We start from the raw sequence: 23,683 nt of genomic DNA, 5'->3' as shown, positions 1-23,683 counted from the left end.
CTAACTGACCAGTATTGGCTTGAGCCGCAATACTGGCCCGGTGGGAGCGGCTTTAGCCGCGAAAGCGCCAGAAAATCCATTGCACCTGTCGTGAACATGCGGCCGCTTCGCGGCTGAAGCCGCTCCTATCTGGTCCAACTGAACAGCCTTGCGCCTAGCTGCGGTTGTCCTGAACCAGCATGGTCTGGATCTGCTGGGTGGCATGCCGCGTGCTCTGGGCCAGCTTCTTGACCTCGTCGGCCACCACCGCGAAGCCGCGCCCGACCTCACCCGCCCGTGCCGCCTCGATGGCGGCATTGAGGGCCAGCAGGTTGGTCTGCTCGGCGATGCCCTTGATCACCCCCACCACGGTGGAAATCTGCCCGTAGGTCGCTTCGTTCTGTTCGAGCATCTGCGCATGGCTGGCCTTCGCCGAGCGCTCGTCACTGATGTCCCGCACCGCCCCCATCACCCGCAGCAGTACCCCGTGAGCATCACGCTGGGCGCGGCCACGCTCGCGGCACCAGATGTAGCCACGGGTCTTGTGGCGCATGCGGAACTCGAACATGTACTCGCCACTGCCGCCAGGCTGGACGATTTCGCGCTCGAAGATGGCCATGACCTGCGGCAGGTCATCGGGGTGAGAGATGTTCACCTGGGCATCCCAGCCATCGGGCAGCTCCTGGCGCGTATAGCCCATCAGGCTGCGAAATGCATCGGAAATGCGCATGTAGCTGGCCGGATCGTCGATGCGACCGTTGGCCACGCGAATGTCCCAGAAGCCTTCGGTCAGGGTCGAATGCAGCAGCTCCCAAGAGGCATTCTCGTCCTGCTGGGCGCTCAGGGCCTGTTGCAACTGGCCGTTATGGGTCTGCAAGGCCGGCAATTGCTCCTGCAGATCCAGATGTTCGGCACGCAAGGCCTGCAGGGCCTCACCCCGGGCATCCAGGTCGGCCTGCAACGCGGCCCGCGCGGCTTCAGCCTGCTGTAGCTGCCGGGTCAGCGCCTCGCGCTGAAGCGCCAGGCGCTGCAAGTCAATGAGCAGTTGCGGATGGTCACGCCACAGCGCGGCATCCGCCGCCAGCGCTGATTCGCCACCGGCCAGCCGCTGCAACACCTGGCTGAGTTCGTCGCCCCATCGTTTCTTGTTGTTGAACAGCATCTGCGCACCCCGGACGTGAAGAACACCAATACCGATCTGATCGCGGATCAGCCGACGCTGCATGTGCATGACTGCCAGATGGCTTGTATGCCTCTGCCAACGTCACCCATCCGCCACGCAGATTCGGGGCGCCACGTTTCAACGGCCGCGGATGACGGCCTGCAAAACGGCCTTGAAGGTTGCAATCTGCTCGTCGTTGAAGGCGCCGAACACCTTGTCCTGCTGCTCGCGGGCAATGCGCCACAAGGCTTCGGTTTCCTCCACGCCCCTGGGCGTCAGGCACACGCGCTCGTCGCGATCACAGACCAGTCCCTTGCGGCGCAGGTTGGCCACCGCCTCGTCGATCTCCAGCGCCGGCATGGCCACCTCGCGTTGCAGCTCGACCAGCCCCAGGCCGGCGTCGTTTTCCAGCACCATCAGCATGCGCGCCTCGCTGGTGCGCAGGCCGGTAGACAACTGGCGTGGCTGGTAACCAGCCTGGTAGGCGCGCAGTGCCTGGGTCATCAGGTAGTACAGGTTGTGCTGCAGACGCCCCTGGAAGTGGCTGCTCGGCGGCTGGCCTTCTTCACGCCGGGTCATGCGGGTGTGCGGCAGGACCATCGAATAGGCGCCCTGGTGGTACAGCAACGGGGCACGGCCGAAGTCATCGAAGGCCACCACCTTGCCGATCAGGATCCAGTGGTCGCCGCCGTCGAGCTGCTGGAATTTCTCGCAGTCGAAGCGCGCCGCGCAGTCCAGCAGCAGCGGCGAGCCGCCCACGCCAGCCTCATGGGCAATGCCGGCGAAACGGTCATCACGGGGCTTGGCGAAGTTGTTCGACAGGTCGATCTGGTCGGCTGCCAGGACGTTCACGGCGAAATGGCTGGCCTGGTCGAAGACCTCATGGCTACCGGAGCGTTTGTCCAGGCTCCAGAGGATCAGCGGCGGGTCCAGGGACACCGAGTTGAAACTGTTGGCCGTGACGCCGACCTTCTGCCCGCCGGCATCGATGGCGGTGATCACCGTGACACCGGTGGCGAAGTTGCCCAAGGCACGGCGGAAGGCCCGTGGATCGAACGTGCTGGCGGCAGCGGCAGGGGCGATGGATGCAGACATGCAAGACTCCCAGGCAACCGCACAGGGCTGCCCTGAAAAGAAGGATGGTGGATAGCGAGAGCAAACGCGAAGCGGTGCGCGGCCGAGCCGTTCAGACCATGCTCGGATCGGGCTCCAGGCCCATCAGCTCACGACCGAGAATCTGCGCACAGACGTCGTAGTCGGTGTAGGCATGGGCGCCGGTCATGTGCACGTCGCGGAACAGCCGCTGCATTTCGTTGGCTTCGAACCAGGCGGTGCCGCCCGCTGCCTCGAACAGACGGTCCACCGCCTGGATGCACATCTTCACCACATAACCCTGGTTGGTGCGCCAAAAGGCCAGGGTCTGCCGCGAGGGGTATTCGTGCCGCTCGCCATGCTCGGCATGCTCCTGCCAGGTCTTCTCCAGGAACGCGCGGGCCGCAGCCACCTGGTGGGTGGACTCGGCCAGGCGCATCAAGGCCGGGGTTGCGGTGCCGACACTGGCGCCGGTATAGGCGCGGACACGGTTCTGGGTCTTCTCGCGAAAGGCTTCCAGCATGCGCTCGGCGATCCCCAGGCTGATGGTCGAGAAACCACTGGCGAAATACGGCCGGTACGGCGCATAGAAGATCTTGCTGTCCGGGTACAGACCGAAACCGGCAGACTTGCCCTCCATCATGTCCTTGGCTTTCTGGATGCGATGCTCAGGTACGAAGGCCTTGTCGATGACCAGCGTCTTGGTGCCGCTGCCCTTCATGCCTGCCGCATACCAGTCGTCACGAATCTGATAGTCGCTGCGTGGCAGCACGGCGAAGCAGTAATCCTGAGCGCCTTCGGCATTCGGCCGACGAAAGCCGACGATGGCCCATTCGGCATGGTCACTGCCGCTGCTCCAGCCCATTTCACCGCTGAACAGTACGCCGCCGTCGACCTCCTCGGTACGCCCGAACGGCGCGATGCTGCTGCTGGCAGTGGCGTCCGGGTTCTCGCCCCACACCTCGTCCTGCAGGCGCGCCGGAAACATCGCCAATTGGTGGCTGTGGGTGCACAGCAGGCTCATGGCCCAGGCGGTACTGGCGCAAGCGCCGGCCAGCAGCGCAATGCAGTCACCAAACTGCGGCAGGGAGATTTCCAGGCCACCGTAGTGGCGTGGCTGGAAGGCCCGGTGCAGGCCGATGCGCTTGAGCAAGGCAATGTTCTCGGCAGGTACGCTGCGCGCCTGTTCGGCCTTGGCCGCATTGGCGGCGATTTGCGGAAGGACGGAGCGCAGGTCTTCGAGCAAGGGGTTGGGCTTTTTCATGAGCAGGCTCTGCTTATTATTGGAAGGACTCTTCACCGGCAGGACCGGCCACAGGCCTTGTCCATCGGGCCCTGCCCAGTGGTGATGGGGCCAGTATGGGCGCCACCCCAAACCTGGAAAATGCACCTTCCGGGCGGAAGATTGCACTTTTCACAGCCCCCATCGCGCAACACGCCGCTGCATCTGGCAGCCACGGACAAGACCGCGACAGGCTCGGTCAAGCTTGCCAGGAGGCCGGCACGTACCCTGCTGGCGTGCCTTTCCAATTTTGCTCTCCGCCTGCCTGAGGTAATCCCCGTGTCCGACATTCCATTGCTTCCCCAGGTCCGCGCGTTCCTCGAACGCGACCACGGACTGTTCATCCACGGGCGCAGCGTCAGCGCCCAGTCGAGCCAGCGCATCGAGGTGGTGAACCCCGCCGACGCGCAGGTCATCGCCCGTGTCAGCGATGCGGGCGAGGCGGACATCGACGCCGCAGTGGCCTCCGCGCGCCAGGGTTTCAACGCCTGGTCACAGACCGCTCCGGCGCTGCGCAGCAGCGTGTTGCACAAACTCGCCGACCTGCTGGAGCAACACGCCGAGGAACTCGCGCAGCTGGAGACCCTGCAGTCGGGCAAGATCATCCAGATCTCGCGGGCCTTCGAAGTCGGCCAGGCCGCGCACTTCCTGCGCTACTTCGCTGGCTGGGCCACCAAGATCACCGGGCAGACCATCACTCCGTCATTGCCTTCGTTCAACGGTGAGCAGTACACCGCCTATACGTTGCGCCAACCGATCGGCGTGGTGGTCGGCATCGTGCCGTGGAATTTCTCGACCATGATCGCCATCTGGAAGCTGGCCTCGGCGCTGACCACCGGCTGCAGCGTGATCATCAAGCCCAGCGAATTCACCCCGCTGACCATTTTGCGCATCGCCGAACTGGGCATCGAAGCCGGGCTGCCGGCCGGCGCGCTGAACGTGATCACCGGCCTGGGCAAGGTGGGTCAGGCACTGATCGAGCACCCCGGCACCGACAAGGTGTCGTTCACCGGCTCGGTGCCCACCGGCATCGCGGTGGGCAAGACCGCCTTCGGTGCCAACCTGACCCGCGCCACCCTTGAGCTGGGTGGCAAGAACTCGGTGGGTTTTCTGCCTGACGTGGACATCGACAAAGCCGTGGCTGGCGCCATCGAAGCGGGCTTTCTGCATTCGGGGCAGATCTGCGCCGCCGGCGAGCGTTTCTTCGCCCCGCGCCAGCGCATCGATGAATTGATGGAAAAACTCAGCCAGCGCCTCGCCGCGCTGAAGATCGGCTCGCCGCTGGACGAAGGCACCGAGTTCGGCCCGGTCACCAACCGCACTCATCAGCACAAGCTCGGGCAGTTCTTCGAGCGGGCACGGGCCGAGCAGTGCACCATCGTGCATGGCGGTCGGCTGCTCGATCGCGAAGGCTTCTATGTCGAGCCCACGGTGATCCTCGCCCGCTCGCTGGACGACACGCTGCTCAAGGAAGAGACCTTCGGCCCCATCGCCACCTTCCTGCCCTACGATGACGAAGAAGAACTGCTGGCGATGATGAATGGCACGCCCTACGGCCTGAGCGCCAGCCTGTGGACCAACGACCTGGGCAAGGCGATGCGCATGGTGCCGCGTATCGAGGCCGGTACGGTATGGGTGAACATGCACACGCTGCTCGACCCGGCGGTGCCGTTCGGCGGTATCAAGGCCTCGGGAATCGGCCGGGAATTCGGTTCGGCGTTCATCGATGACTACACCGAGTTGAAGTCGGTGATGATTCGCCACTGAGTACCCACCCGGCTGAAGCGCCCCGGACAGGAGCGCTACAGCCGCGACAGACACCGTGCCTGCGGATCTGTCAGACCGCCATGGGCATGGTGAAGCGGAACTCGCTGCCCTGCCCGACTTCGCTTTCGGCGGTGATCACACCGCCGTGAGCCTTGACGATGCCCTGCGAGATGTACAGCCCCAGGCCGGTACCGGTGGGATTGTTGTCTTTCAACGTCCAGTAACGGTCGAAGATGAACGGCAGCTGGTCGGGCGCAATGCCTTCGCCGCAATCGCGCACGCTGAACAGCACATGGTCACCATGGGCTTGTGCGGTCACGGTGATCTGCCCCTGTTTGGGGGTGAACTTGATGGCGTTGCCGATCAGGTTCGACAACACCTGGAACAGCCGCTCCGGGTCGGCATTCACCGTCAGCGCCTGGCCCGGCAAGAACACCAGGTCGATGGCCTTGTCCAGCGCCAGCGGTGCCAGCAGCGTATAGGCCTCTTCGAAGATCTGCGTGACCTCCAGCGGCCTGGGTGAAATGGTGTAGCGCCCGGCTTCGATCTTCGAGGTGTCGAGCAGGTCTTCGAGCAGCACGTTCATGCGACTGGCGGCCTGCTGCATGGTGTCGATGGCTGACGAAATGCGCCGCGACGTGTGCGGCCCCTCCGAGCTGAACGACTTCTGCATCATGCCGCAGAGCATGGAAATCACCGTCATCGGGTTGCGCAGGTCGTGGGACACTACCGCCACCAGGTCGTCGCGCGCTCTCACCGCCTGCTGCTCGCGGCGTACCTGGCGCGCCAGATCGTCTTCCAGGGCCGAGCGACGCAGGTCATTGGCGGCGAATACGTCGCCATGGCTCCAGCGCGTGGCGATGCCGGTCATCTCCACCTTCCAGATTTCGAACGAAGTGCGTGGACGCAGACGCATGCCGGCCTCGGAATCGCACATGTCCAGCGGTTTCTCCGGGTTGCCGCTCCAGGCCACACTTTCTTTCACTTCCTGGCGAAACCACAGCACGCCGTTGTCCACCGGTTTGGGCAGGCTCATTGCCAATACCCCGCTGGCAGCCTTCTGGTAGTCCTCGGCAGCCGAATACAAGCTGGACAGGTGATGGCTGGCGAATACCGGCTCGTTGCGCGCCTTCAGCCAGGCATGCAGGGCACGGATCTGCGCCGGCTCCGGGCAGCTGCCATGGCAATGCAGGCGCGAGCCCTCGATGATCGCCACGCCGGTGGCGTCGACCAGTTGCATGAGCAGCTCGGGCTGGGCCGCCAGACCGTCGAAGACATTCTCTTCGGCATCGATCATGCCCCGGTTGAGCAGGCTCAGGGTATGCAGCTTGGCCTCGCGCTGACGACTGACCTCGAGAGCCTCCATGGCGCTGATCTGCAGCGACAGCACTTGCCCCAGGGTCTGGCAGGCGATGCGCAGTTCAGGGGGCACGTACAGCGGCGTGCGGTGACCGCAGGTGATCAGGCCCCAGAGCTTGTCACCCTTGAGCAACGACACGCTCATGGACGACAGCACGCCCATGTTGCGCATGTACTCGCAATGCACCGGCGATACGCTGCGCAGCGTGGCGAAGCTCATGTCCAGCGGCTGGCCGGTGTCGGGTCGCAAGCGCGGGACCAGCTCCACCGCGCTATACGATGCATCCGGGATGATCCGCAGCCAGTTGCGGCGATACAGCTCGCGGGCCTGCTCAGGAATATCGGAAGCCGGGAAGAACAGCCCGTTGTAGAGTTCCATGTCCGGCGAAGAGGCCTCGGCGACCACCTGACCGTGACCGGCCTCCTCGAAGCGGTAGACCAGTACCCGGTCGTAACCGGTAAGTTTCTGGATTTCGCGAACGCAGGCTTCATACAGTGCCGGCAGGGTCGGCGCCGCCTGGAGGGTCCGCAACACGCGCCCCATGTTACTGGTCAGGCCTTTGTCGTTGGCCGCCAGCTGGTGCACGTCCTGACACTCCAGCTCCAGCACCAGCACGCCGTCGTGACGATGCAGCAGGGCCTCGAACGCCAGGCCGTTGAGCGTCATCAGCATCTGTGCCGCATCAGCCAATGACTCGGTCTGGCTGGCCTGGACCACGGCAGCCGCCGCGTCGGCGCCGATCAGCCGGGCCAGGGGCTGGCCAAGTACCTGTTCAGGGCGCTGGCCGAGCAAGGTTTCGATATTGGCACTGACCTGCAGCAGCTCATGACCCGGCTCGCTGAGGGTCAGCAGCACGCCGTGGGGCTGGATGGCACCGGGGAACTGGATCGGCTCGCTGGCGCAGTTGGCCAGCAGCCGCTCGAACGTGGCACGGTCGATCTGACTCAAGAGAGAACCTCCCGTTGCTCGAGCCACTGCTCGAAACAGCTGAACGTGGACTCAGCCGCCAGCGCTGCAGCACGCTGGAAAGCCGGATCGGGCGGCTGCACCGCCAGCAGGCTCAGGAAGGCTTTCCAGTGCCGCCCGGTGTCGCGACCGTAGACGTCGAGGAATGCGGCGCCGTTGTGCTCGTCCAGCCCCAGCCGGGCGTGCATTTCGCGGCGCAACACCTGACCACCCAGGGTCGCCCCCTCAAGAACGTATAGCACACCCAGGCAAGCGGCCTGACTGTCGACCACCGGCAGGCACTGGCACAGCGGCAACTGGGCACACACCTGGGCATCGTCACCGAGGGCCTGCAGGTCACGCAGCAGGGTCGGCAGCTTGCGGCGTTCGGCGAGATCCAGCCCGGCGGGAACCCACCCGCTGCTCGCCAGGGCGGCCTCGAGGGGGGCGTAGAAGCCGTAATAGGCACGCACCAGGCGCTGATACAGAAGGAGGTCGAGGCGGCTGGAAAAGAACGGCATGCGTTTCTCCAGCCTGGTGTGCAAGTGGCCCGTACGGGTCCTCAAGGCATCGAGGACCGAGGGTGAATCCAGGCAAGAGGGGGTTGCCGACATCCGGTAAGACTCTCAGGGAGTTGGACTGCAAAACGCGTCCCAGCGATATGATGAGCCACCATACAGACTATGCCTTGGCGCCGACAGCATTTTCACCCGGTGAGCGGTCAGAAACGCCCAGCCGCAGTGGCCTGCGGGATATCCGCGTGCAGCGGCAAACCCAACTGCCTGGCGAAGCCCAACAGCCGCGTGTAGGCCCGCAGGCTCTTGGAGATCCCCTGAAGGTACAGCGGATGCCTGGAAAAACAGGCCGTGTCCAGAGACTCGATGCCGCAAAGCTGGCGCACGCCCTGAATCGCCAGCAAGCGATGCAGCACGTCGGCCGGCACCGGTTCGTCAAAATGCACAGCACCGTGCGCCTCATCGTTGCGCCGATTGAGCAGCGCTTCCAGCTCCGCTTCACCCGCGCAGTACAGGCCGTTCGCCAGCGGATTGGCGTTAGACGCGCAGTGGCCAGGCGCGCGCCACCGGCAACGCGAATTGCCCGCCATCATTACCAGGCTGGTCGAGTCGGATGGGCCGCACCTGGCCTTGACTTGCGCCTGGTAAACGGCCACTTCCACCCAGGCGCGGTCCTGTTCGGACAATTCGATGCCTGCCCGTGCGGCTTGGGCGGTGAACGCTGGGTGTTCGAACATCGTTGCGGGCACCACGCTGATCAGGTGCCTGGTGCGCGCAAGACCTATGCCTTCACGCAGCGCCCGCCAGCGCCCCCGCCGAATAGCGGCCTGCGCGGCCTGCACCTGCGCAACGCTGAAACACAGGCTGGCGTTTACCGCATGGCCGGTGGCGACCAGCTCTTCGATCACCTCGCAGCCAATATCACTGACTGGCACACCGGGCATGATGTTGGGCATCAGGTTGCCCAGTTCCCGGGCTCGCCTGAACATGCCCAGGGCACTGTGCAACTCGCTGGGCTCGATCTCCGCAACCATCCACCCCCGCTGGGCGCCACTGTCTCGCCAAGCGTCGAACAACAGCTCGGCGCCTTCATGCAGCGCTGCCTCGTAGAGGGTTCGGTGTAACGGCGCGGGCGTGACCAACCGGCTCCACTGCCGCGCCCGCCTCGTCCAATACTGCCGGTTGGCGATGAGGCTGGAAGTGATCGTCGCCAGGCTGCTCAGTGCCCCTGCGATGCCGCGCTCGGCCGAGGCGAAGCCGATCGGCAACAGGGTTTCGATATGCTGGCGAGCGTTCGAATGACGTTTCAACAGACGCGACCGAGACACTGGATAGTTCCCCGGCGCCCCCGCCCACCAGAACCCCGAACCTGCAGCAGGTTTGATAGCGATACCGTTAAGGCTATGCGATTCCATGCACAGATGCTCTATACCTATTTATCAATATTAATGGCGAGGATCATCAACCACCCGCCACCCTTAAAGAATCGGTTAGAAACGGCAGTAAGAACAGCCACCCTTGAGCCACGCCGCGGCGTTGGAAATTATAATTATGAGATGGCCCTCGTCCTCATCGGGCGAGCAAGTGTTCAGGGGGAAAAGAACCCTTCAAGAACAGGATTTTCCGTGGCATACCAAGCGCGAAGGCGCCAGAATGTCCAAGTGTCAAAGCGCTGTCAAATAGATTTCAGTTAAATAAGCGATACACAGCGAAAACAATCGCCAGCCTCAATATATGACAGTTTTTTACTTCAACTACTTCAGCTTTCCATGGCCTTGCCCGCGACGCTAATACCCCTTCATATGAAGTACTCCCTTCATATGAGGCCATTAAATAATTCGTCTGCTTATTGCTAACGTCTCAGCCTGGAAAGAATAGCGCAGCGACATACCGCCGAGGCACGTGTTCCTTCAAGCCAAGAGGGAGGCCGACAACGAGTAAAGGCATTTGAAGGTGCGATGGCGCGAATGAAGGCCATCAATCGATGGTCCTCATTCGCGCCGGGCGCGCCGGCCTGAGCCGGTGAAGGAGCGGTCAGCCCCTCGATTCGCGATGTCGAGTGCGGGGGCTTGCGACAGGCTGGCGACGCAGGAAGGCGATGAACAGAATCGCACCGGTCACCGCAGCGGTCAGCAGGGTTTCGTAACGGTAGCTCGGGCTGACCAGCATATAGCCCAGCACCAGGGTGATGAGGCCGATGACGAACCAGGTCAGCCATGGGAACAGCCACATCTTGAAAGCGATCTCGGTGCCTTCACGCTCCATGATGGCGCGCATGCGCAGTTGGGAAATGGCGATCACCAGGTACACCAGCAAGGCGATGGCGCCGGTGGTCGACAGCAGGAAGCCGAAGACCTGCCCAGGGAAGGCATAGTTGACGAAGCAGCCCACGAAGCCCGCCAGGGTCGACAGCACCACCGCCACCGTCGGTACCCCGCTGCCGGACACCCGGCGCACCGACTCGGGCGCCTCGCCACGTGCTGCCAGGGAATAGAGCATGCGCGAGGCAGTGTACAGCCCGGAATTCATGCAGCTGGTAACCGCGACGAACACCACGATATCCACCGCCAGTTTGGCACCCGGCACATTGAGCACTTCGAGCACGCGCTGGAACGACCCGACCTTGACCAGCGCCGGATCATTCCAGGCCACCAGCGAGACGATGAAGAAGATCGAGAACAGGTAGAAGATCGCAATGCGATAGACCACCAGATTGGTGGCGCGGCGAATCTTGTCCTTGGGGTTGGCCGTTTCATCGGCGGCGATGGTGACGATCTCGGCGCCGAAAAACGAGAAGATGGTCACCAGCACGCCGCCCAGCACCGCGCCAAAGCCGTTGGGCATGAAACCGCCGCTCTGCCACAGGTGCTGCACGCCGGACACCTCGGCCAGCGGCCAGATACCGAGCACAGCCGCCGAACAGATACCGATGAACGCCAGAATCGCCACCACCTTGACCAGCGCGAACCAGTACTCGAATTCGCCGAAGTTCTTCACGCTGACCAGGTTGGTGGCCGACAGCACGATCATGATCAGGAAGGCAAACAGCCAGGACGGTACGGCCGGCATCCACGCATGCAGAATGTCCGCACCCGCGATGGCTTCGACCGGGATGATCAGCACCCAGAACCACCAGTACAGCCAGCCGATGGTAAAACCGGCACGCGGTCCGATGGCGCGGGCGGCATAAGTGGAGAACGAGCCGCTGTCCGGGTTGGCGACGGCCATTTCGCCAAGCATGCGCATCACCAGCAACACCAGGGTGCCAGCGATCAGGTAAGAGATCAGGATCGCCGGGCCGGCCTTGGCGATGGCATTGGACGAACCGATGAACAGGCCGGCACCAATGATCCCGGCAATCGAAATCATCGACACCTGGCGCGAGGTCAGGCCGTGCTTGAGTGAGCGGTGCTCGTTCTTGTTGTGCGGTGTAGCCATGGTGTTTCCTCAAGGTGAACGTCACCCCCGCAGGCAGCCGAAAGCCGCGTCGCGCGATGGGGGCACGTATACGGGTAAGCGATGTACAGGCCCTGAGGCAGGGCCGGGTCATTGGCTCAGGCGCGGCCTGCCGAGCAGCAGGTCGCGCACGCTCCTGGGGTCAGAGCACCACGCGCAGGCACTGTCCGGCATGGTAAAGCGTGAAGCCTGCCTCGTAGCCCAGGCTGCGCAAGGCGTTGCCTGGCGCCGGCTGACTGGTCGAGAAGGAGACCGGAAGGGCCTGGGGATCGTTATCGCCGAGCAGGTAGTCGGCGAAACACTTGCCCACCAGCGTGCCGGTGGTCACCCCGCGACCATTGAAGCCGGTGGCCGCCAACAGGCCGGGAGCCGGTTCCAGAAGTCGCAGCAGGTGGTCCGGGGTAAAGCCGATACGCCCGGTCCAGGTGCACTCCCACTCCACCTGGTTGCCCAGTTGCGGAAAGTAATGCTGCTGAATGCGGTCGGCCCACTGGCGGATGAACCACAGCGGATAGTTGCCGGCATTGCCCAGGCTGCCCAGCACCAGGCGCCCCTGGGCATCACGACGGATGCTGCTCAGCACCGTGCGGGTGTCCCAGGAACCCTGGCCGCCCTTGAGGATCTCGGCCTGGGCGGCGCCTTCCAGTGGCACGGAAGCGACCTGGTAGTAATAACCGGCGAATATGTGGCGCTGAACCTCGGTCCAGTCACCTTCGGTATAGGCATTGGAGGCGATGATGACCTTCTCGGCCTGCACGCTGCCAGCGGCGGTGCTCACCTGCCAGCCGTCGGCGGTGCGCCGCAGTCCGCTGACCGGTGACTCGCCATACAGCTCCCCGCCCCTGGCCGCCACATTGAGCGCCAGCCCGGAGACATAAGCCATGGGATTGACGGTGCCAGCGCGGTGGTCCAGCACGGCCCCGGCGATGCGGTCGGTACCGCAGGCGTCTTCACAGGCCTTGCCGGTCAGCAGCTCCACCGGCGCACCGCGCCGCTGCCATTGCTCGACACGGCTGCGCAGGTCGGCCAGGCCCTTGGCGTTATGCGCCATGTGCAGGGTGCCGGTGCGGGTGTCCTGGCAGTCGATGCCGTACTTGTCGATGGTGGCGAACACCAGTGCCGGCGCGGCGCCCAGGGCGGTGTTCAGACGCGTGGCCTCGGCACTGCCGAGCACCTTCTCCAGCTCGTCCGGGGCGACCCAGGTGCCGGCATTGACCAGGCCGACATTGCGACCCGAGCCACCGTGACCGACCTGGTGCGCCTCTACGACTACCACCGACTTGCCGCCTTCGAGCAGGCGCAAGGCGGCCGACAGGCCGGTAAAGCCGGCGCCGATGATGCACACATCAGCGCTGCGCTCGCCGGTCAACGGCGGATACGCGGGGCGTTGCGGGGTCAGCTGTTCCCAGAGACACCCCTGTTTGAGTTGCGCCATTGAAAAACCCCAGAGCGATCAACGTGGCGGCAATCCAGAGCGAACGGCTTCAGCCGCCCGCCCTGAAGACGAAAAAAAGACCGGGGTCCGTCAGGAGCCCGGCCTGGCAACACTTCAGTCGAACACGATGCCCTGGGCCAGCGGCAGTTCACGGGAATAGTTGACGGTGTTGGTCTGGCGGCGCATGTAGGCTTTCCAGGCATCGGAGCCGGACTCACGCCCGCCACCGGTTTCCTTCTCCCCGCCGAAAGCGCCGCCGATTTCTGCACCGCTGGTGCCGATGTTGACGTTGGCAATGCCGCAGTCGCTGCCGGCCGCGCCCTGGAAGGCTTCGGCTTCACGCACGTCGGTGGTGAAGATGCACGACGACAGGCCCTGCGGCACTTCGTTGTTCAGGCGCAGCGCTTCTTCGAAATCGTCGTAGGCCAGCACGTAGAGGATCGGTGCAAAGGTCTCGTGGCGTACCACCTCGCTCTGCGCAGGCATCTCGGCAATGGCCGGCGAAACGTAGTAGGCGTTGGGATAGCGATCGGTCAGCTGACGCTCGCCACCGAACACCTGGCCACCTTCGTCGCGCGCCTTGGTCAGGGCATCCTGCATGGCGGTGAACGCCTGCTTGTCGATCAGCGGGCCGATCAGGTTGCCTTCGCGAGGGTCGCCGATGCGTACCTTGCCGTAGGCGGCCTTGACCCGTGCCACCACCTCGTCCTTGATCGAGCGATGCACGATCAGGCGACGCAGGGTGGTGCAGCGTTGACCGGCAGTACCCACGGCGCTGAACAGGATGCCACGCACGGCCAGGTCGAGGTCGGCGCTCGGGGCAAGGATCATGGCGTTGTTGCCGCCCAGCTCGAGGATGGTACGGCCGAAGCGTGCGGCGACACGCGGGCCGACTTCACGGCCCATACGGGTGCTGCCGGTGGCGCTGACCAGCGGTACGCGCGGGTCATCGACCAGCACTTCGCCTGCTTCACGGTCACCGATGATCAGCTGCGCCAGGCCTTCAGGCGCGTCGCTGCCGAAGCGCTTGAGCGCCTTGTCCAGCAGTGCCTGGGATGCCAGGGCGGTCAGCGGGGTCTTTTCCGAAGGCTTCCAGAGCACGGCGTTGCCGGCCACCAGGGCCAGGGCGGTGTTCCAGGCCCAGACCGCCACCGGGAAGTTGAACGCGCTGATCACCCCGACCACACCCAGCGGGTGCCAGGTTTCACGCATGTGGTGGCCGGGGCGCTCGGAGGCGATGGTCAGACCGTAGAGCTGGCGCGACAGGCCGACGGCGAAGTCGCAGATGTCGATCATTTCCTGCACTTCGCCCAGGCCTTCCTGGGTGATCTTGCCGGCCTCGATGGACACCAGCTCGCCCAGCTCGGCCTTGTGCTCACGCAGCACCTCACCAAAGATCCGCACCAGTTCGCCGCGACGCGGTGCCGGCACGCTGCGCCATTTGAGGAAAGCATCGTGGGCGCTCTGCACCCGGGCAGTGACCTGCGCCTTGCCTTCCAGGCTGACGGAAGCGATCTGGCTGCCATCGATGGGGGTGTAGACGGCGTGCGCGCCGCCGGTGTAGGCATTCTTGTCCACGCCCAGACTTTCCAAGAGTTTGGCAACCACGGTGATGTTCTCCTGCCTTGTGAGACGGTTGGGAATCATTGATGCCGGTCAGTATCGATCTACATTGTCCAGCGTCACAAACGACGATTTAGAAAAACATGATTCCTTTTTGGAATGTTGTCGATCATTCACAGCGCACGCTCGACCGCTGGCGTGCAGCAGCATAACCTCTGTAGTTTTTTTCTCGACCTCTGCAGGAACTCCACGATGTCCAAGCGCCTGATGCCCTCGACCACCGCCCTGCAATGCTTCGAGGCAGCGGCCCGGCATCTGAGCTTCACCCGCGCCGCCCAGGAATTGCACCTGACCCAGAGCGCGGTCAGCAAGCAGGTGGCGCAGCTCGAGGAAATGCTCTGCCACCCGCTGTTCCAGCGCGTGCGCCGGCGCCTGCACCTGACCCCGGCCGGGGAGCTGTACATGGCCGAGGTGAACAAGATCCTCACCCAGGTCGACATTTCCAGCCGCTACATCCTCACCTATGGCGGCGAGACCGAGGTCCTGAAAATCGCGACCCAGCCGACCTTCGGCGACCGCTGGCTGATCCCCAACCTCAAGGGCTTCGGTGCGCTCAATCCGGGTATCCACCTGGATATCCGCAGCGAACTGGAACCCTTCGACCTGGTGCGCGCCAAGGCCGACGTGGCGTTCTTCTTCGGCCAGGGCACCTGGCCGGGTGCAACCTGCATCGAGCTGTTCAAGGAAGAGGTGGTGCCGGTCTGTGCACCGGAGGTCCTCACCCGCCACGTCTTCGAGAGCGCCGCGGCGCTGACCCGCCATACCCTGCTGCAATGCACCTCGCGCCCGGAGGCCTGGCACGAGTGGTTCCTGCAACAGGACCTGCACTCGCAGAACAGCTACCACGGTCCGCGTTTCGACACCTTCTACATGTGCATCCGCGCCGCCCAGGCCGGCTGCGGCATCGCCCTGGTGCCGCGCTACCTGGTCAACGAGGAACTCGCCGAAGGCAAGCTGGTGATTCCCTGGAATCATCCCCTGCCCAGCGACGGCTCGCACTTCCTGGCGCATGCCGAACATGCCGCTCAGGTGCCCAAGGTCAAGGCGTTCGTGGGCTGGATCAAGGCACGACTGGGCACCCCCGTGGCCTGAAAGGCGTTCGGTACATCCTGAATTATTGGAATGACTCGGCGAGTTTATTTCGTTTGCGGCGGGCGCCGGTTGTTCGCTTAGATAGCCAAAACGTCCACCACCTCAGGATGAACCATGTCTTCGCCAGCCGCCCTCCCATCGCCCCTGCCCTGCGCCTTGCGCACGGAGCGTCGCCCATGACCCGCGCGAACATCAGCCAGTCGATCTCGGTGGTCCACCCGCTGACCCTGTCCCACGGCAAGAACGCCGAAGTCTGGGATACCTCGGGCAAGCGCTACATCGACTTCATGGGCGGCATCGGCGTGCTCAACCTGGGTCATTGCAACCCGGCGGTGGTACAGGCCATCCAGGCCCAGGCGGAAAAGCTCACCCACTACGCCTTCAACGCCGTTCCTCACGACCCGTACCTGCGTTTCATGGACCGCCTGGAAGCCTTCGTACCGGTCAGCTACCCGCTCAGCGGCATGCTCACCAACAGCGGCGCGGAAGCGGCGGAAAACGCCCTGAAGATCGTGCGCGCCGTGACCGGCCGCACGGCCGTGATCGCCTTCGACGGCGGCTTCCATGGACGCACCCTGGCGACCCTCAACCTCAATGGCAAGGTCGCGCCCTATAAACAGAAGGTGGGCGTGCTGCCCGGCGCGGTGTACCACGTGCCTTATCCGAGCAAGGACACCGGGGTGACCACCGAACAGGGGCTCAAGGCCATCGAGCGGTTGTTCAGCGTCGAAATCGATATCGATGAAGTGGCCTGTTTCATCATCGAGCCGGTGCAGGGCGAAGGCGGCTTCCTGGCGCTGGAGCCGGAGTTCGCCGTGGCCCTGCGCAAGCTGTGCGATGCGCATGGCATCCTGCTGATCGCCGACGAGATCCAGTCCGGTTTCGGCCGCACCGGCCAGCGCTTCGCCTTCACCCGCCTGGGCATCGAGCCCGACCTGATACTGCTCGGCAAGAGCATCGCCGGCGGCATCCCGCTGGGTGCGGTGGTCGGTCGCAAGACCCTGCTCGATACCCTCCCCAAGGGCGGCCTGGGCGGCACCTATTCCGGCAACCCGATTGGCTGCGCCGCCGGCCTGGCCTCGCTGGAACAGATGAGCGACGACAACCTGGCGCTCTGGGGCCAGCGCCAGGAACAGGCGATCGTCAATCGCTACCGCCGTTGGCAGGAAGCCCGCGTCTCGCCCTACCTGGGGCGTCTGACCGGCACTGGCTGCATGCGCGGCATCGAGCTGATGACCCCGCAAGGCACGCCGGGCAGCGCGCAACTGGCGCAACTGCTGGGCCTGGCCCGCGACGCTGGCCTGCTGCTGATGCCCAGTGGCAAGTCACGGCACATCATCCGCCTGCTGCCACCGCTGACCACCGAACCCGAGATCCTGGAGGAAGGCCTGGACATCTTCGAACGATGCCTGGCCGCCCTCGACTGAATACCCGTGAACCGATGACTGGAAATTGTCCGGAGACCCCATTGCGATGAGCACTGCACGCTTCGCCAGCCGCGACGAGATACGCGCCAGCTTTTCCCGCGCCATGTCGCAGATGTACCAACAGGAAGTTCCGCTGTACGGCACGCTGATGGAGCTGGTCGCCGAGACCAACCAGGGCGTGCTGGCCAACCAGCCTGCGGTGGCCGAGAGCCTGCAACGCACCGGCGAGATCGAGCGCCTGGATATGGAGCGCCATGGCGCGATCCGTGTCGGCACGCCTGCGGAACTGGCGACCCTGGCACGGCTGTTCGCCGTGATGGGCATGCAGCCGGTGGGCTACTACGACCTGACTCCGGCCGGGGTGCCGGTGCATTCGACGGCCTTTCGCGCAGTGCATGAAGATGCCCTGCAGGTCAGCCCGTTCCGGGTCTTCACCTCGCTGCTGCGCCTGGAACTGATCGGCGACGCCCAGCTGCGCGCCTTCGCCGAGCAGGTACTGGCCAAGCGTTCGATCTTCACCCCCCGGGTGCTGGAACTGATCGAACAGAGCGAGCGCGACGGCGGCCTGAATGCCAGCGACGCAGAGGCATTCGTCCAGCAGGCGCTGGAGACCTTCCGCTGGCACAGCACCGCCACCGTGTCCCTTGCCGAGTATCAGCAGCTGCTGGCCCAGCATCGCCTGATCGCCGATGTGGTGGCCTTCCGCGGGCCGCACATCAACCACCTGACGCCACGCACCCTGGACATCGACACCGTGCAGAGCGGCATGCCGCGCAAGGGCATCACCCCCAAGGCGGTGGTCGAAGGCCCACCGCGGCGCCAGCATCCGATCCTGCTGCGTCAGACCAGCTTCAAGGCCCTGCAGGAGCCGATCACCTTCGTTGGCCAGGGGGTCAGCGAGTCGGGCAGCCACTCGGCGCGCTTCGGCGAGATCGAGCAGCGCGGCGCGGCACTCACCCCGCGTGGCCGGGCGCTGTACGACCAGTTGCTGAATGTGGCCCGCGACGAGCTGGGCGAGTTCCCCAACGAAGCCAACTCGGTGCGCTACGCCGAGCTGCTGGAGAAGACCTTCAAGGACTTCCCCGACGACCTGGACAGCATGCGGCGCCAGGACCTGGCGTACTTCCGTTATTTCCCTACGGCCAAAGGCATCGCGGCGGGCAGCGCCGGCCAACCGGCCAAGGACCTCGAAGGGCTGATCGCGGCCGGGCATATCGCGTTCGAACCGCTGGTGTACGAAGACTTCCTGCCGGTCAGCGCGGCCGGGATCTTCCAGTCCAACCTCGGTGACGACGCCCAGGCGCACTATCAGGGCAACTCCAACCGCGAGCAGTTCCAGCAGGCCCTGGGCCGCGAAACCATCGACGAACTGGCGCTGTACGCCGACACCCAGCGCCGCTCGCTGCAGGACTGCGCCAACCGGCTGGGCCTGGCCGCGCTGGCTTGAGACTGGCGCATCGACAGGCCGCAAGGAACGCCCCTGCGGCCGGCTGGAGCCAATACAGTTCGATTAAGCGCTTTGCGGCTCGGTGGGAGCTTGCTCGCGAATGGCAGGCTATCTGGATCGGGTACACCCGCCGCAGCATCATGCCCTTTAGTCACCTTTCCGCCTTTACGGCGGGTTACTTTTGGTTTCCAGGTGCCCTGCGCGCCAAAAGTAACCAAAAGCCATTGCTCCTGGCTTGGGTCTGCCCTACGGGCAGACTTCCCTCCTTCCGGCGCCATTCCAGGGGGCCGGCGCAATGGGCCGTCCCTGGCCCAGTGCGCCTAAGCCGGCTTCCCTGCCGGCTTACCCCCTTCCATGACACCTCCACTCGGCCTGCACCGAAGTCGCGTTTGGCGGCGTCTGTAAGTTCTGCGCTTGAAAAGCAAAAGCGACGCCAGATCGGATTGCTTTGGTCTAAAAGATCAGTATTGCGGCTAACCCCGGTTCAACCGGGAGGTCGCCAGACCTTGACCACGCCAGCCTTCAGGTCTGTGCAACCTCAGCCGTGCAGCGCCTCGTTCACCAACCAGTCATGCACCGCACGGCGTGACGGGGTGCTCAGGGCACCTTCGCGATAGACCAGCACGTACTTCTTGCGCGCCTGGATCGGATGACCGAACGGCACGATCAGCGAGCCTTCCACCAGTTCATCGGTGATCAGCGTCTTGCGCGCGATCGCCACGCCCATGCCCATACGCGCAGCCTCGATGGTCAGGTGGTTGCGGTTGAAGGTATGCCCGCGCCGCACATCCACGCCCTCGGCACCGATGGCGGTGAGGTAGAACTCCCACTCGGCGTATTCATAGCTGCCACGCCAGGCGGTGATGTCGTGCAGCAAGGGGTAATGCACCAGCTGGCTCGGGCCGTCCAGTGGCGGGCGACCTTCAAGCAGCGCCGGTGAGCAGACCGGGAACAGCTCTTCTTCCAGCAGCGGCGTAGTCAGCAGCCCAGGATAACTGCCGTCGTTGAGGTCGATGGCCAGGTCGAAGTCATCGTCGCGCAGCGAGCCGCTGCTGTCCTCGGCGATCACCCGCAGCTGGATGTCGGGGAACGCCTGCTGCAGGCGCGGCAGGCGCGGCATCAGCCATTTATGCAAGAAGGACGGAATCGAACGCAGCTTGAACACCCCGCCGATCTGCCCGGAATACAACAGGCGCAGTTCATCGCTGATACGGCTCTGCACCTCGTTGGCGACCAGGGCCAGGCGCTGGCCCTCGGCGGTCAGTTCCAGGCCGCGCCCCACGCGATGGAACAGCGCGAAACCCAGCCGCTCTTCAAGCTGGCGCATCTGCTGGCTGATCGCGCCAGGGGTGACGTGCAGCTCATCGGCACAACGGGTGAAAGACAGGTGCCTGGCGGCACAGGCGAATACCTGCAGCCAGGCATGCATCTGTGCGTTGACGATTCGGCTCATTGAACAGTTCCGCTAAAGCGTTGCATAGGAACAATCGTTTGTTGTTTCGGCAGCGCAGCCCAAAGATAGCCTCCACGAGTGGGGGCCTGAGGCCTCAGGCTATTTATCCGAGGGTTATACGGCATGGCTATCAGCGTCTTCGACATGTTCAAAATCGGCATCGGTCCATCCAGTTCGCACACTGTAGGCCCCATGCGCGCCGGGGCGACCTTCGTCGGGGATCTGCGCCAGCGCGAGCTGCTGCACAGCGTCGAGCGCATCGAGGTGCGATTGTACGGTTCTCTGTCGGCCACGGGTATCGGCCACGCCAGCGACCGTGCCACGGTCATGGGCCTGATGGGTGAATGGCCCGACACCGTGGACATCGCCGACGTCAACCAGCGTATCGAGAAAATGCTTCAGGACGGCCGCCTGCAAGTTGGCGGCGAGCGGGAAATCCAGTTCACCTGGGCCCGCGACATGCGCCTGCTCGACGAGAACCTGCCGTTCCACCCCAACGGCATGACGATCTGCGCCTACGGCCCGACCGGCGAGCTGTACGAGCAGACTTACTATTCCATCGGCGGCGGTTTCATCATCGATGCCGAGCAGGCTGCCAGCGGCCGGCTCGACAGCGACAGCACCGAGCTGCCCTATGATTTCTCCAGCGCCCGCGAACTGCTGCACCTGTGCAAGACGCACAACATGAGCATCTCCGCGCTGATGCTGGAGAACGAAAAGTGCTGGCGCTCCGAAGCGGAAATCCGCGCCAAGATCCTGCACATCTGGGGCGCCATGCAGGACTGCGTGAACAAGGGCCTGAACGAACAGGGCATCCTGCCCGGTGGCCTCAACGTGCGCCGCCGTGCCTGGCGCCTGCACCAGAGCCTGCAGGCCATCGAACAGCCCAACGTGATCGGCTCGACCCTCAGCGCCATGGAATGGGTCAACCTGTTCGCCCTGGCGGTCAACGAAGAGAACGCCGCCGGCGGGCGCATGGTCACCGCGCCCACCAACGGCGCCGCCGGCATCGTGCCAGCCGTGCTGCACTACTTCATGAAGTTCAACCCGGCGGCCAACGACGACGACGTGGTGCGCTTCTTCCTCGCGGCCTCGGCAGTGGGCATCCTGTGCAAGAAAAACGCCTCGATTTCCGGCGCTGAAGTCGGTTGCCAGGGCGAAGTCGGCTCGGCCTGTGCCATGGCCGCCGCCGGACTGGCGGAAATTCTCGGCGCCACCCCACAGCAGGTGGAGAACGCCGCCGAGATCGGTCTGGAACACAACCTGGGGCTGACCTGCGACCCGGTCGGCGGTCTGGTGCAGGTGCCGTGCATCGAACGCAACGCGATTGCCGCCGTGAAGGCCATCAACGCCGCGCAGATGTCGTTGCGTGGCGATGGCGAACACTTCATCTCCCTCGACCGAGCGATCCGCACCATGCGCGACACCGGTGCCGACATGCACGACAAATACAAGGAAACCTCCCGCGGCGGCCTGGCGGTCAGCCTGGTGGAGTGCTGAGACCGTCGGGTTCCGATCCGGGCCGCTCAGGCTTTGCCGCGAGCGGCTGTTGCTGCAGCACAGATCGATCAGAGCGCAGTACAAGGAGCGGCTTCAGCCGCGCAGCGACCTCGTGCTCACCGCAGAGGCTGTGGGTTCTCGGCCTCTTCGCGGCTGAAAGCGCCTCCTACGCCTGATCGTCCTGCCCCTCCTGCTGCTGCGCCTGGGCGACACTCTGCTCGGCGATGCGGGTCAGCTTCTCGTCGGCGGATTTCTCTTCCTGGAGGGTCTCCTCCAGCAGCGAAGCGGCGTCCTCCATGCCCAGTTGCCGGGCCATGGCCACCAGGGTGCCGTAGCCAGCAATTTCGTAATGCTCGACCTTCTGGCAGGCCGCGATCAGCCCGGCATCGAGGATCGGGCCTTTTTCGATTTCATCCAGCAGCTCTTTGCTCTCCTCGATCAACCCTTCCATGGCCACGCATTTCATGCGTTTGAGTTTCAGCCCGGCGGACTCGACCAGTTGATCGATACGCTGGATCTGCCCGTGGGTTTCCTCCAGGTGCGAATTGAAGGCCTCGGCCAGCTCCGGATCGCTGGACGCCCTGGCCAGCTTGGGCAGTGCCCGGGTGATCTGCTTCTCGGCGCTGTAGATGTCCGAAAGCTCATGGACGAACAGATCGTCAAAGGTCTTTCTGCTTGCGCTTGCTTTGCTCATCACGAACCTCATTGCTCGATGTGGTGGATGGAGAAGGAACCGCGCATGTCTCCCTCGTGAACATCGACCGGGACCACCCCGGCCTTGCTCCAGCCCGCCGACGAACTGCCTGTCCGTTGGTCCAGCGGCTCCGGGCGCGGCTGAACCATCGTTGCCACGCCGGGTTCCTCTGCTTGAACAGGCCATTCACAAGGGAGCTGGAACGCCATGCGAGCGCTGACCTATCAAGGTGCCTACCACGTCAAGGTCGAGGATGTGCCCGACCCGACCTTGCAGGACGACGACGACCTCATTCTGCGTGTCACTGCCACGGCCATCTGCGGGTCAGACCTGCACCTGTACCACGGCAAAGTACCGTCGGTTGCCCATGGCGATATCTTCGGCCACGAGTTCATGGGCATCGTCGAAGAAACCGGCCCGGCGGTGACCCGCCTGCAACGCGGCGACCGGGTGGTGATCCCCTTCGTCATCGCCTGCGGCGACTGCTTCTTCTGCAAGCTGGAGCAATACGCCGCCTGCGAGACCACCAACAGCGGGCGCGGTGCGATCCTCAACCGCAAATCCATTCCGCCAGCGGCGGCGCTGTTCGGCTACAGCCACCTGTACGGTGGCGTGCCCGGCGGACAGGCCGAATATGTGCGGGTGCCCAAGGCCAATGTCGGCCCGATCAAGGTGCCGAGCGTGCTGGACGACGAGCAGGTGCTGTTTCTTTCCGACATCCTGCCCACCGGCTGGCAGGCGGTCCTTAACAGTGGCGTGGGGCCCGGTTCCAGCCTGGCGATCTACGGCGCAGGCCCCGTCGGCCTGATGTGCGCGGCCTGCGCGCGCATGCTGGGGGTCGAGCGGTTGTTCATGGTCGACCATCACCCGTACCGGCTGGCTTACGCCCAGCAGGTCTATGGCGTGATACCGGTGAATTTCGCCGAGGACGACGACCCGGCCGACACCATCATTCGCCAGACCCCCGGCCTGCGCGGCGTGGATGCGGTGATCGATGCGGTGGGCTTCGAGGCCAAGGGCAGCACCACCGAGACAGTACTGGCCACCCTCAAGCTCGAAGGCAGCAGCGGCAAAGCGCTGCGCCAGTGCATCGCCACGGTACGACGTGGCGGCGTGGTGAGCGTGCCAGGCGTGTATGCCGGCTTCATCCACGGCTTTCTGTTCGGCGACGCCTTCGACAAGGGCCTGACCTTCCGGATGGGCCAGACCCATGTCCAGAAATACATGCCCGAGCTGCTGGGCCACATAGAGGCAGGCCGACTGCGCCCGGAGGCCATCATCAGCCATCGCCTGTCGCTGGAGGACGCCGCCCTGGGCTACCGGCTGTTCGATCGCAAGGAGCAGGACTGCCGCAAGGTGATCCTCACCCCCGGTCGGGTGTCCAACCCCCTGCCGGTGGATGACTCTCTAGGTGGCGCCCAGGCTGTCTGAGCTGAAGGTGCCCGATGGGCCGG

At 64.3% G+C, this 23,683-nt stretch carries 17 protein-coding genes and 2 pseudogenes; 6 read left to right on the top strand and 13 right to left on the bottom strand.

The features are described 5' to 3' along the window. Positions 1 to 169: 169 nt before the first annotated feature. The 4 genes and pseudogenes from RRX38_RS25180 to RRX38_RS23685 form a co-directional block, all read right to left on the bottom strand. Positions 170 to 439, bottom strand: a pseudogene (locus tag RRX38_RS25180) (methyl-accepting chemotaxis protein); the annotation flags it as partial. Next, positions 419 to 1,141 (bottom strand): annotated as a pseudogene (locus RRX38_RS23695) (PAS domain-containing protein); the annotation flags it as partial. The pseudogenes RRX38_RS25180 and RRX38_RS23695, both read right to left, overlap by 21 nt. Positions 1,142 to 1,279: 138 nt before the next feature. Then, the gene (locus RRX38_RS23690; protein WP_315960908.1) at positions 1,280 to 2,236 is read right to left on the bottom strand and encodes a p-hydroxyphenylacetate 3-hydroxylase reductase component; all 957 of its coding nucleotides are present in this window, start codon (positions 2,234 to 2,236) and stop codon (positions 1,280 to 1,282) included. A 91-nt stretch (positions 2,237 to 2,327) separates the two neighbouring features. After that, complete coding sequence (locus RRX38_RS23685) at positions 2,328 to 3,497, bottom strand: p-hydroxyphenylacetate 3-hydroxylase oxygenase component (RefSeq protein WP_295474628.1); 1,170 nt, start codon at positions 3,495 to 3,497, stop codon at positions 2,328 to 2,330. A 297-nt stretch (positions 3,498 to 3,794) separates the two neighbouring features. Here RRX38_RS23685 and RRX38_RS23680 point away from each other — a divergent pair, with 297 nt between their 5' ends. After that, positions 3,795 to 5,282: an aldehyde dehydrogenase family protein gene (locus RRX38_RS23680; protein ID WP_315960907.1), complete on the top strand. Its 1,488-nt coding sequence runs from the start codon at positions 3,795 to 3,797 to the stop codon at positions 5,280 to 5,282. Positions 5,283 to 5,352: 70 nt separating this feature from the next. On the opposite strand, the gene RRX38_RS23675 is transcribed toward RRX38_RS23680, so the two are convergent. The 6 genes from RRX38_RS23675 to RRX38_RS23650 all read right to left on the bottom strand — a co-directional run bounded on the left by RRX38_RS23675 (position 5,353) and on the right by RRX38_RS23650 (position 14,601). Then, a complete protein-coding gene (locus RRX38_RS23675; RefSeq protein WP_315960906.1) occupies positions 5,353 to 7,590 on the bottom strand; it encodes an ATP-binding protein in 2,238 nt (745 codons plus the stop codon). Continuing rightward, on the bottom strand, positions 7,587 to 8,201 hold the full coding sequence (locus RRX38_RS23670) for a biliverdin-producing heme oxygenase (protein WP_315960905.1): 615 nt from the start codon (positions 8,199 to 8,201) through the stop codon (positions 7,587 to 7,589). Before RRX38_RS23670 ends, RRX38_RS23675 begins: the two co-directional genes overlap by 4 nt. A 107-nt stretch (positions 8,202 to 8,308) precedes the next feature. Continuing rightward, the gene (locus tag RRX38_RS23665) at positions 8,309 to 9,412 is read right to left on the bottom strand and encodes a transaldolase family protein (protein WP_315960904.1); all 1,104 of its coding nucleotides are present in this window, start codon (positions 9,410 to 9,412) and stop codon (positions 8,309 to 8,311) included. Positions 9,413 to 10,136: 724 nt separating this feature from the next. Beyond that, positions 10,137 to 11,540, bottom strand: a complete 1,404-nt coding sequence (locus RRX38_RS23660; RefSeq protein WP_315960903.1) for an amino acid permease — start codon at positions 11,538 to 11,540, stop codon at positions 10,137 to 10,139. A gap of 160 nt (positions 11,541 to 11,700) precedes the next feature. Beyond that, positions 11,701 to 12,993 (bottom strand): FAD-binding oxidoreductase, encoded by a 1,293-nt coding sequence (locus RRX38_RS23655; protein ID WP_315960902.1) that lies wholly within the window; start codon positions 12,991 to 12,993, stop codon positions 11,701 to 11,703. A 114-nt stretch (positions 12,994 to 13,107) separates the two neighbouring features. Beyond that, positions 13,108 to 14,601, bottom strand: a complete 1,494-nt coding sequence (locus RRX38_RS23650; RefSeq protein ID WP_295474646.1) for an aldehyde dehydrogenase family protein — start codon at positions 14,599 to 14,601, stop codon at positions 13,108 to 13,110. Positions 14,602 to 14,808: 207 nt separating this feature from the next. Between RRX38_RS23650 and RRX38_RS23645 the strand changes: the two genes are divergently transcribed. The 3 genes from RRX38_RS23645 to RRX38_RS23635 all read left to right on the top strand — a co-directional run bounded on the left by RRX38_RS23645 (position 14,809) and on the right by RRX38_RS23635 (position 18,582). Beyond that, entirely contained in the window at positions 14,809 to 15,708 is a 900-nt protein-coding gene (locus tag RRX38_RS23645) for a LysR substrate-binding domain-containing protein (RefSeq protein WP_315960901.1), read from the top strand. Between the two features lie 176 nt (positions 15,709 to 15,884). Next, positions 15,885 to 17,135 (top strand): aspartate aminotransferase family protein, encoded by a 1,251-nt coding sequence (locus tag RRX38_RS23640; RefSeq protein ID WP_315960900.1) that lies wholly within the window; start codon positions 15,885 to 15,887, stop codon positions 17,133 to 17,135. A gap of 46 nt (positions 17,136 to 17,181) precedes the next feature. Further along, complete coding sequence (locus RRX38_RS23635; protein ID WP_315960899.1) at positions 17,182 to 18,582, top strand: VOC family protein; 1,401 nt, start codon at positions 17,182 to 17,184, stop codon at positions 18,580 to 18,582. Positions 18,583 to 19,120: 538 nt separating this feature from the next. Here the strand turns inward: RRX38_RS23635 and RRX38_RS23630 are convergent. Then, positions 19,121 to 20,035, bottom strand: a complete 915-nt coding sequence (locus RRX38_RS23630; protein WP_295476115.1) for a LysR substrate-binding domain-containing protein — start codon at positions 20,033 to 20,035, stop codon at positions 19,121 to 19,123. A gap of 123 nt (positions 20,036 to 20,158) precedes the next feature. Between RRX38_RS23630 and RRX38_RS23625 the strand changes: the two genes are divergently transcribed. Continuing rightward, positions 20,159 to 21,535, top strand: coding sequence for an L-serine ammonia-lyase (locus tag RRX38_RS23625; RefSeq protein WP_315960898.1), 1,377 nt, complete (start codon positions 20,159 to 20,161; stop codon positions 21,533 to 21,535). Positions 21,536 to 21,701: 166 nt separating this feature from the next. Here the strand turns inward: RRX38_RS23625 and RRX38_RS23620 are convergent, their stop codons facing one another. Next, positions 21,702 to 22,229: a ferritin-like domain-containing protein gene (locus RRX38_RS23620; RefSeq protein ID WP_315960897.1), complete on the bottom strand. Its 528-nt coding sequence runs from the start codon at positions 22,227 to 22,229 to the stop codon at positions 21,702 to 21,704. An 8-nt stretch (positions 22,230 to 22,237) separates the two neighbouring features. Continuing rightward, positions 22,238 to 22,387 carry a hypothetical protein gene (locus RRX38_RS23615; protein WP_315960896.1) on the bottom strand — a complete coding sequence of 50 codons (150 nt, stop codon included), beginning with the start codon at positions 22,385 to 22,387 and terminating at the stop codon, positions 22,238 to 22,240. Positions 22,388 to 22,436: 49 nt separating this feature from the next. Between RRX38_RS23615 and RRX38_RS23610 the strand changes: the two genes are divergently transcribed. Beyond that, positions 22,437 to 23,660, top strand: a complete 1,224-nt coding sequence (locus RRX38_RS23610; RefSeq protein ID WP_295476108.1) for a zinc-dependent alcohol dehydrogenase — start codon at positions 22,437 to 22,439, stop codon at positions 23,658 to 23,660. The last annotated feature ends 23 nt before the right edge of the window (positions 23,661 to 23,683 follow it).

The organism is Pseudomonas sp. DTU_2021_1001937_2_SI_NGA_ILE_001, from assembly GCF_032463525.1.
In the GTDB taxonomy this organism is placed as follows: Bacteria; Pseudomonadota; Gammaproteobacteria; order Pseudomonadales; family Pseudomonadaceae; genus Aquipseudomonas.
The sequence above is the reverse complement of the archived record's forward strand: the minus strand, read 5'-3'. Positions and strand labels throughout refer to the sequence as shown.

Coding starts and splice junctions, on each gene's coding strand:
- RRX38_RS23690 (WP_315960908.1), bottom strand. CDS start 2,236: ATGTCTGCATCCATCGCCCCTGCCGCTGCCGCCAGCACGTTCGATCCA.
- RRX38_RS23685 (WP_295474628.1), bottom strand. CDS start 3,497: ATGAAAAAGCCCAACCCCTTGCTCGAAGACCTGCGCTCCGTCCTTCCG.
- RRX38_RS23670 (WP_315960905.1), bottom strand. CDS start 8,201: ATGTCGGCAACCCCCTCTTGCCTGGATTCACCCTCGGTCCTCGATGCC.
- RRX38_RS23660 (WP_315960903.1), bottom strand. CDS start 11,540: ATGGCTACACCGCACAACAAGAACGAGCACCGCTCACTCAAGCACGGC.
- RRX38_RS23655 (WP_315960902.1), bottom strand. CDS start 12,993: ATGGCGCAACTCAAACAGGGGTGTCTCTGGGAACAGCTGACCCCGCAA.
- RRX38_RS23645 (WP_315960901.1), top strand. CDS start 14,809: ATGTCCAAGCGCCTGATGCCCTCGACCACCGCCCTGCAATGCTTCGAG.
- RRX38_RS23640 (WP_315960900.1), top strand. CDS start 15,885: ATGACCCGCGCGAACATCAGCCAGTCGATCTCGGTGGTCCACCCGCTG.
- RRX38_RS23635 (WP_315960899.1), top strand. CDS start 17,182: ATGAGCACTGCACGCTTCGCCAGCCGCGACGAGATACGCGCCAGCTTT.
- RRX38_RS23630 (WP_295476115.1), bottom strand. CDS start 20,035: ATGAGCCGAATCGTCAACGCACAGATGCATGCCTGGCTGCAGGTATTC.
- RRX38_RS23625 (WP_315960898.1), top strand. CDS start 20,159: ATGGCTATCAGCGTCTTCGACATGTTCAAAATCGGCATCGGTCCATCC.
- RRX38_RS23620 (WP_315960897.1), bottom strand. CDS start 22,229: ATGAGCAAAGCAAGCGCAAGCAGAAAGACCTTTGACGATCTGTTCGTC.
- RRX38_RS23610 (WP_295476108.1), top strand. CDS start 22,437: ATGCGAGCGCTGACCTATCAAGGTGCCTACCACGTCAAGGTCGAGGAT.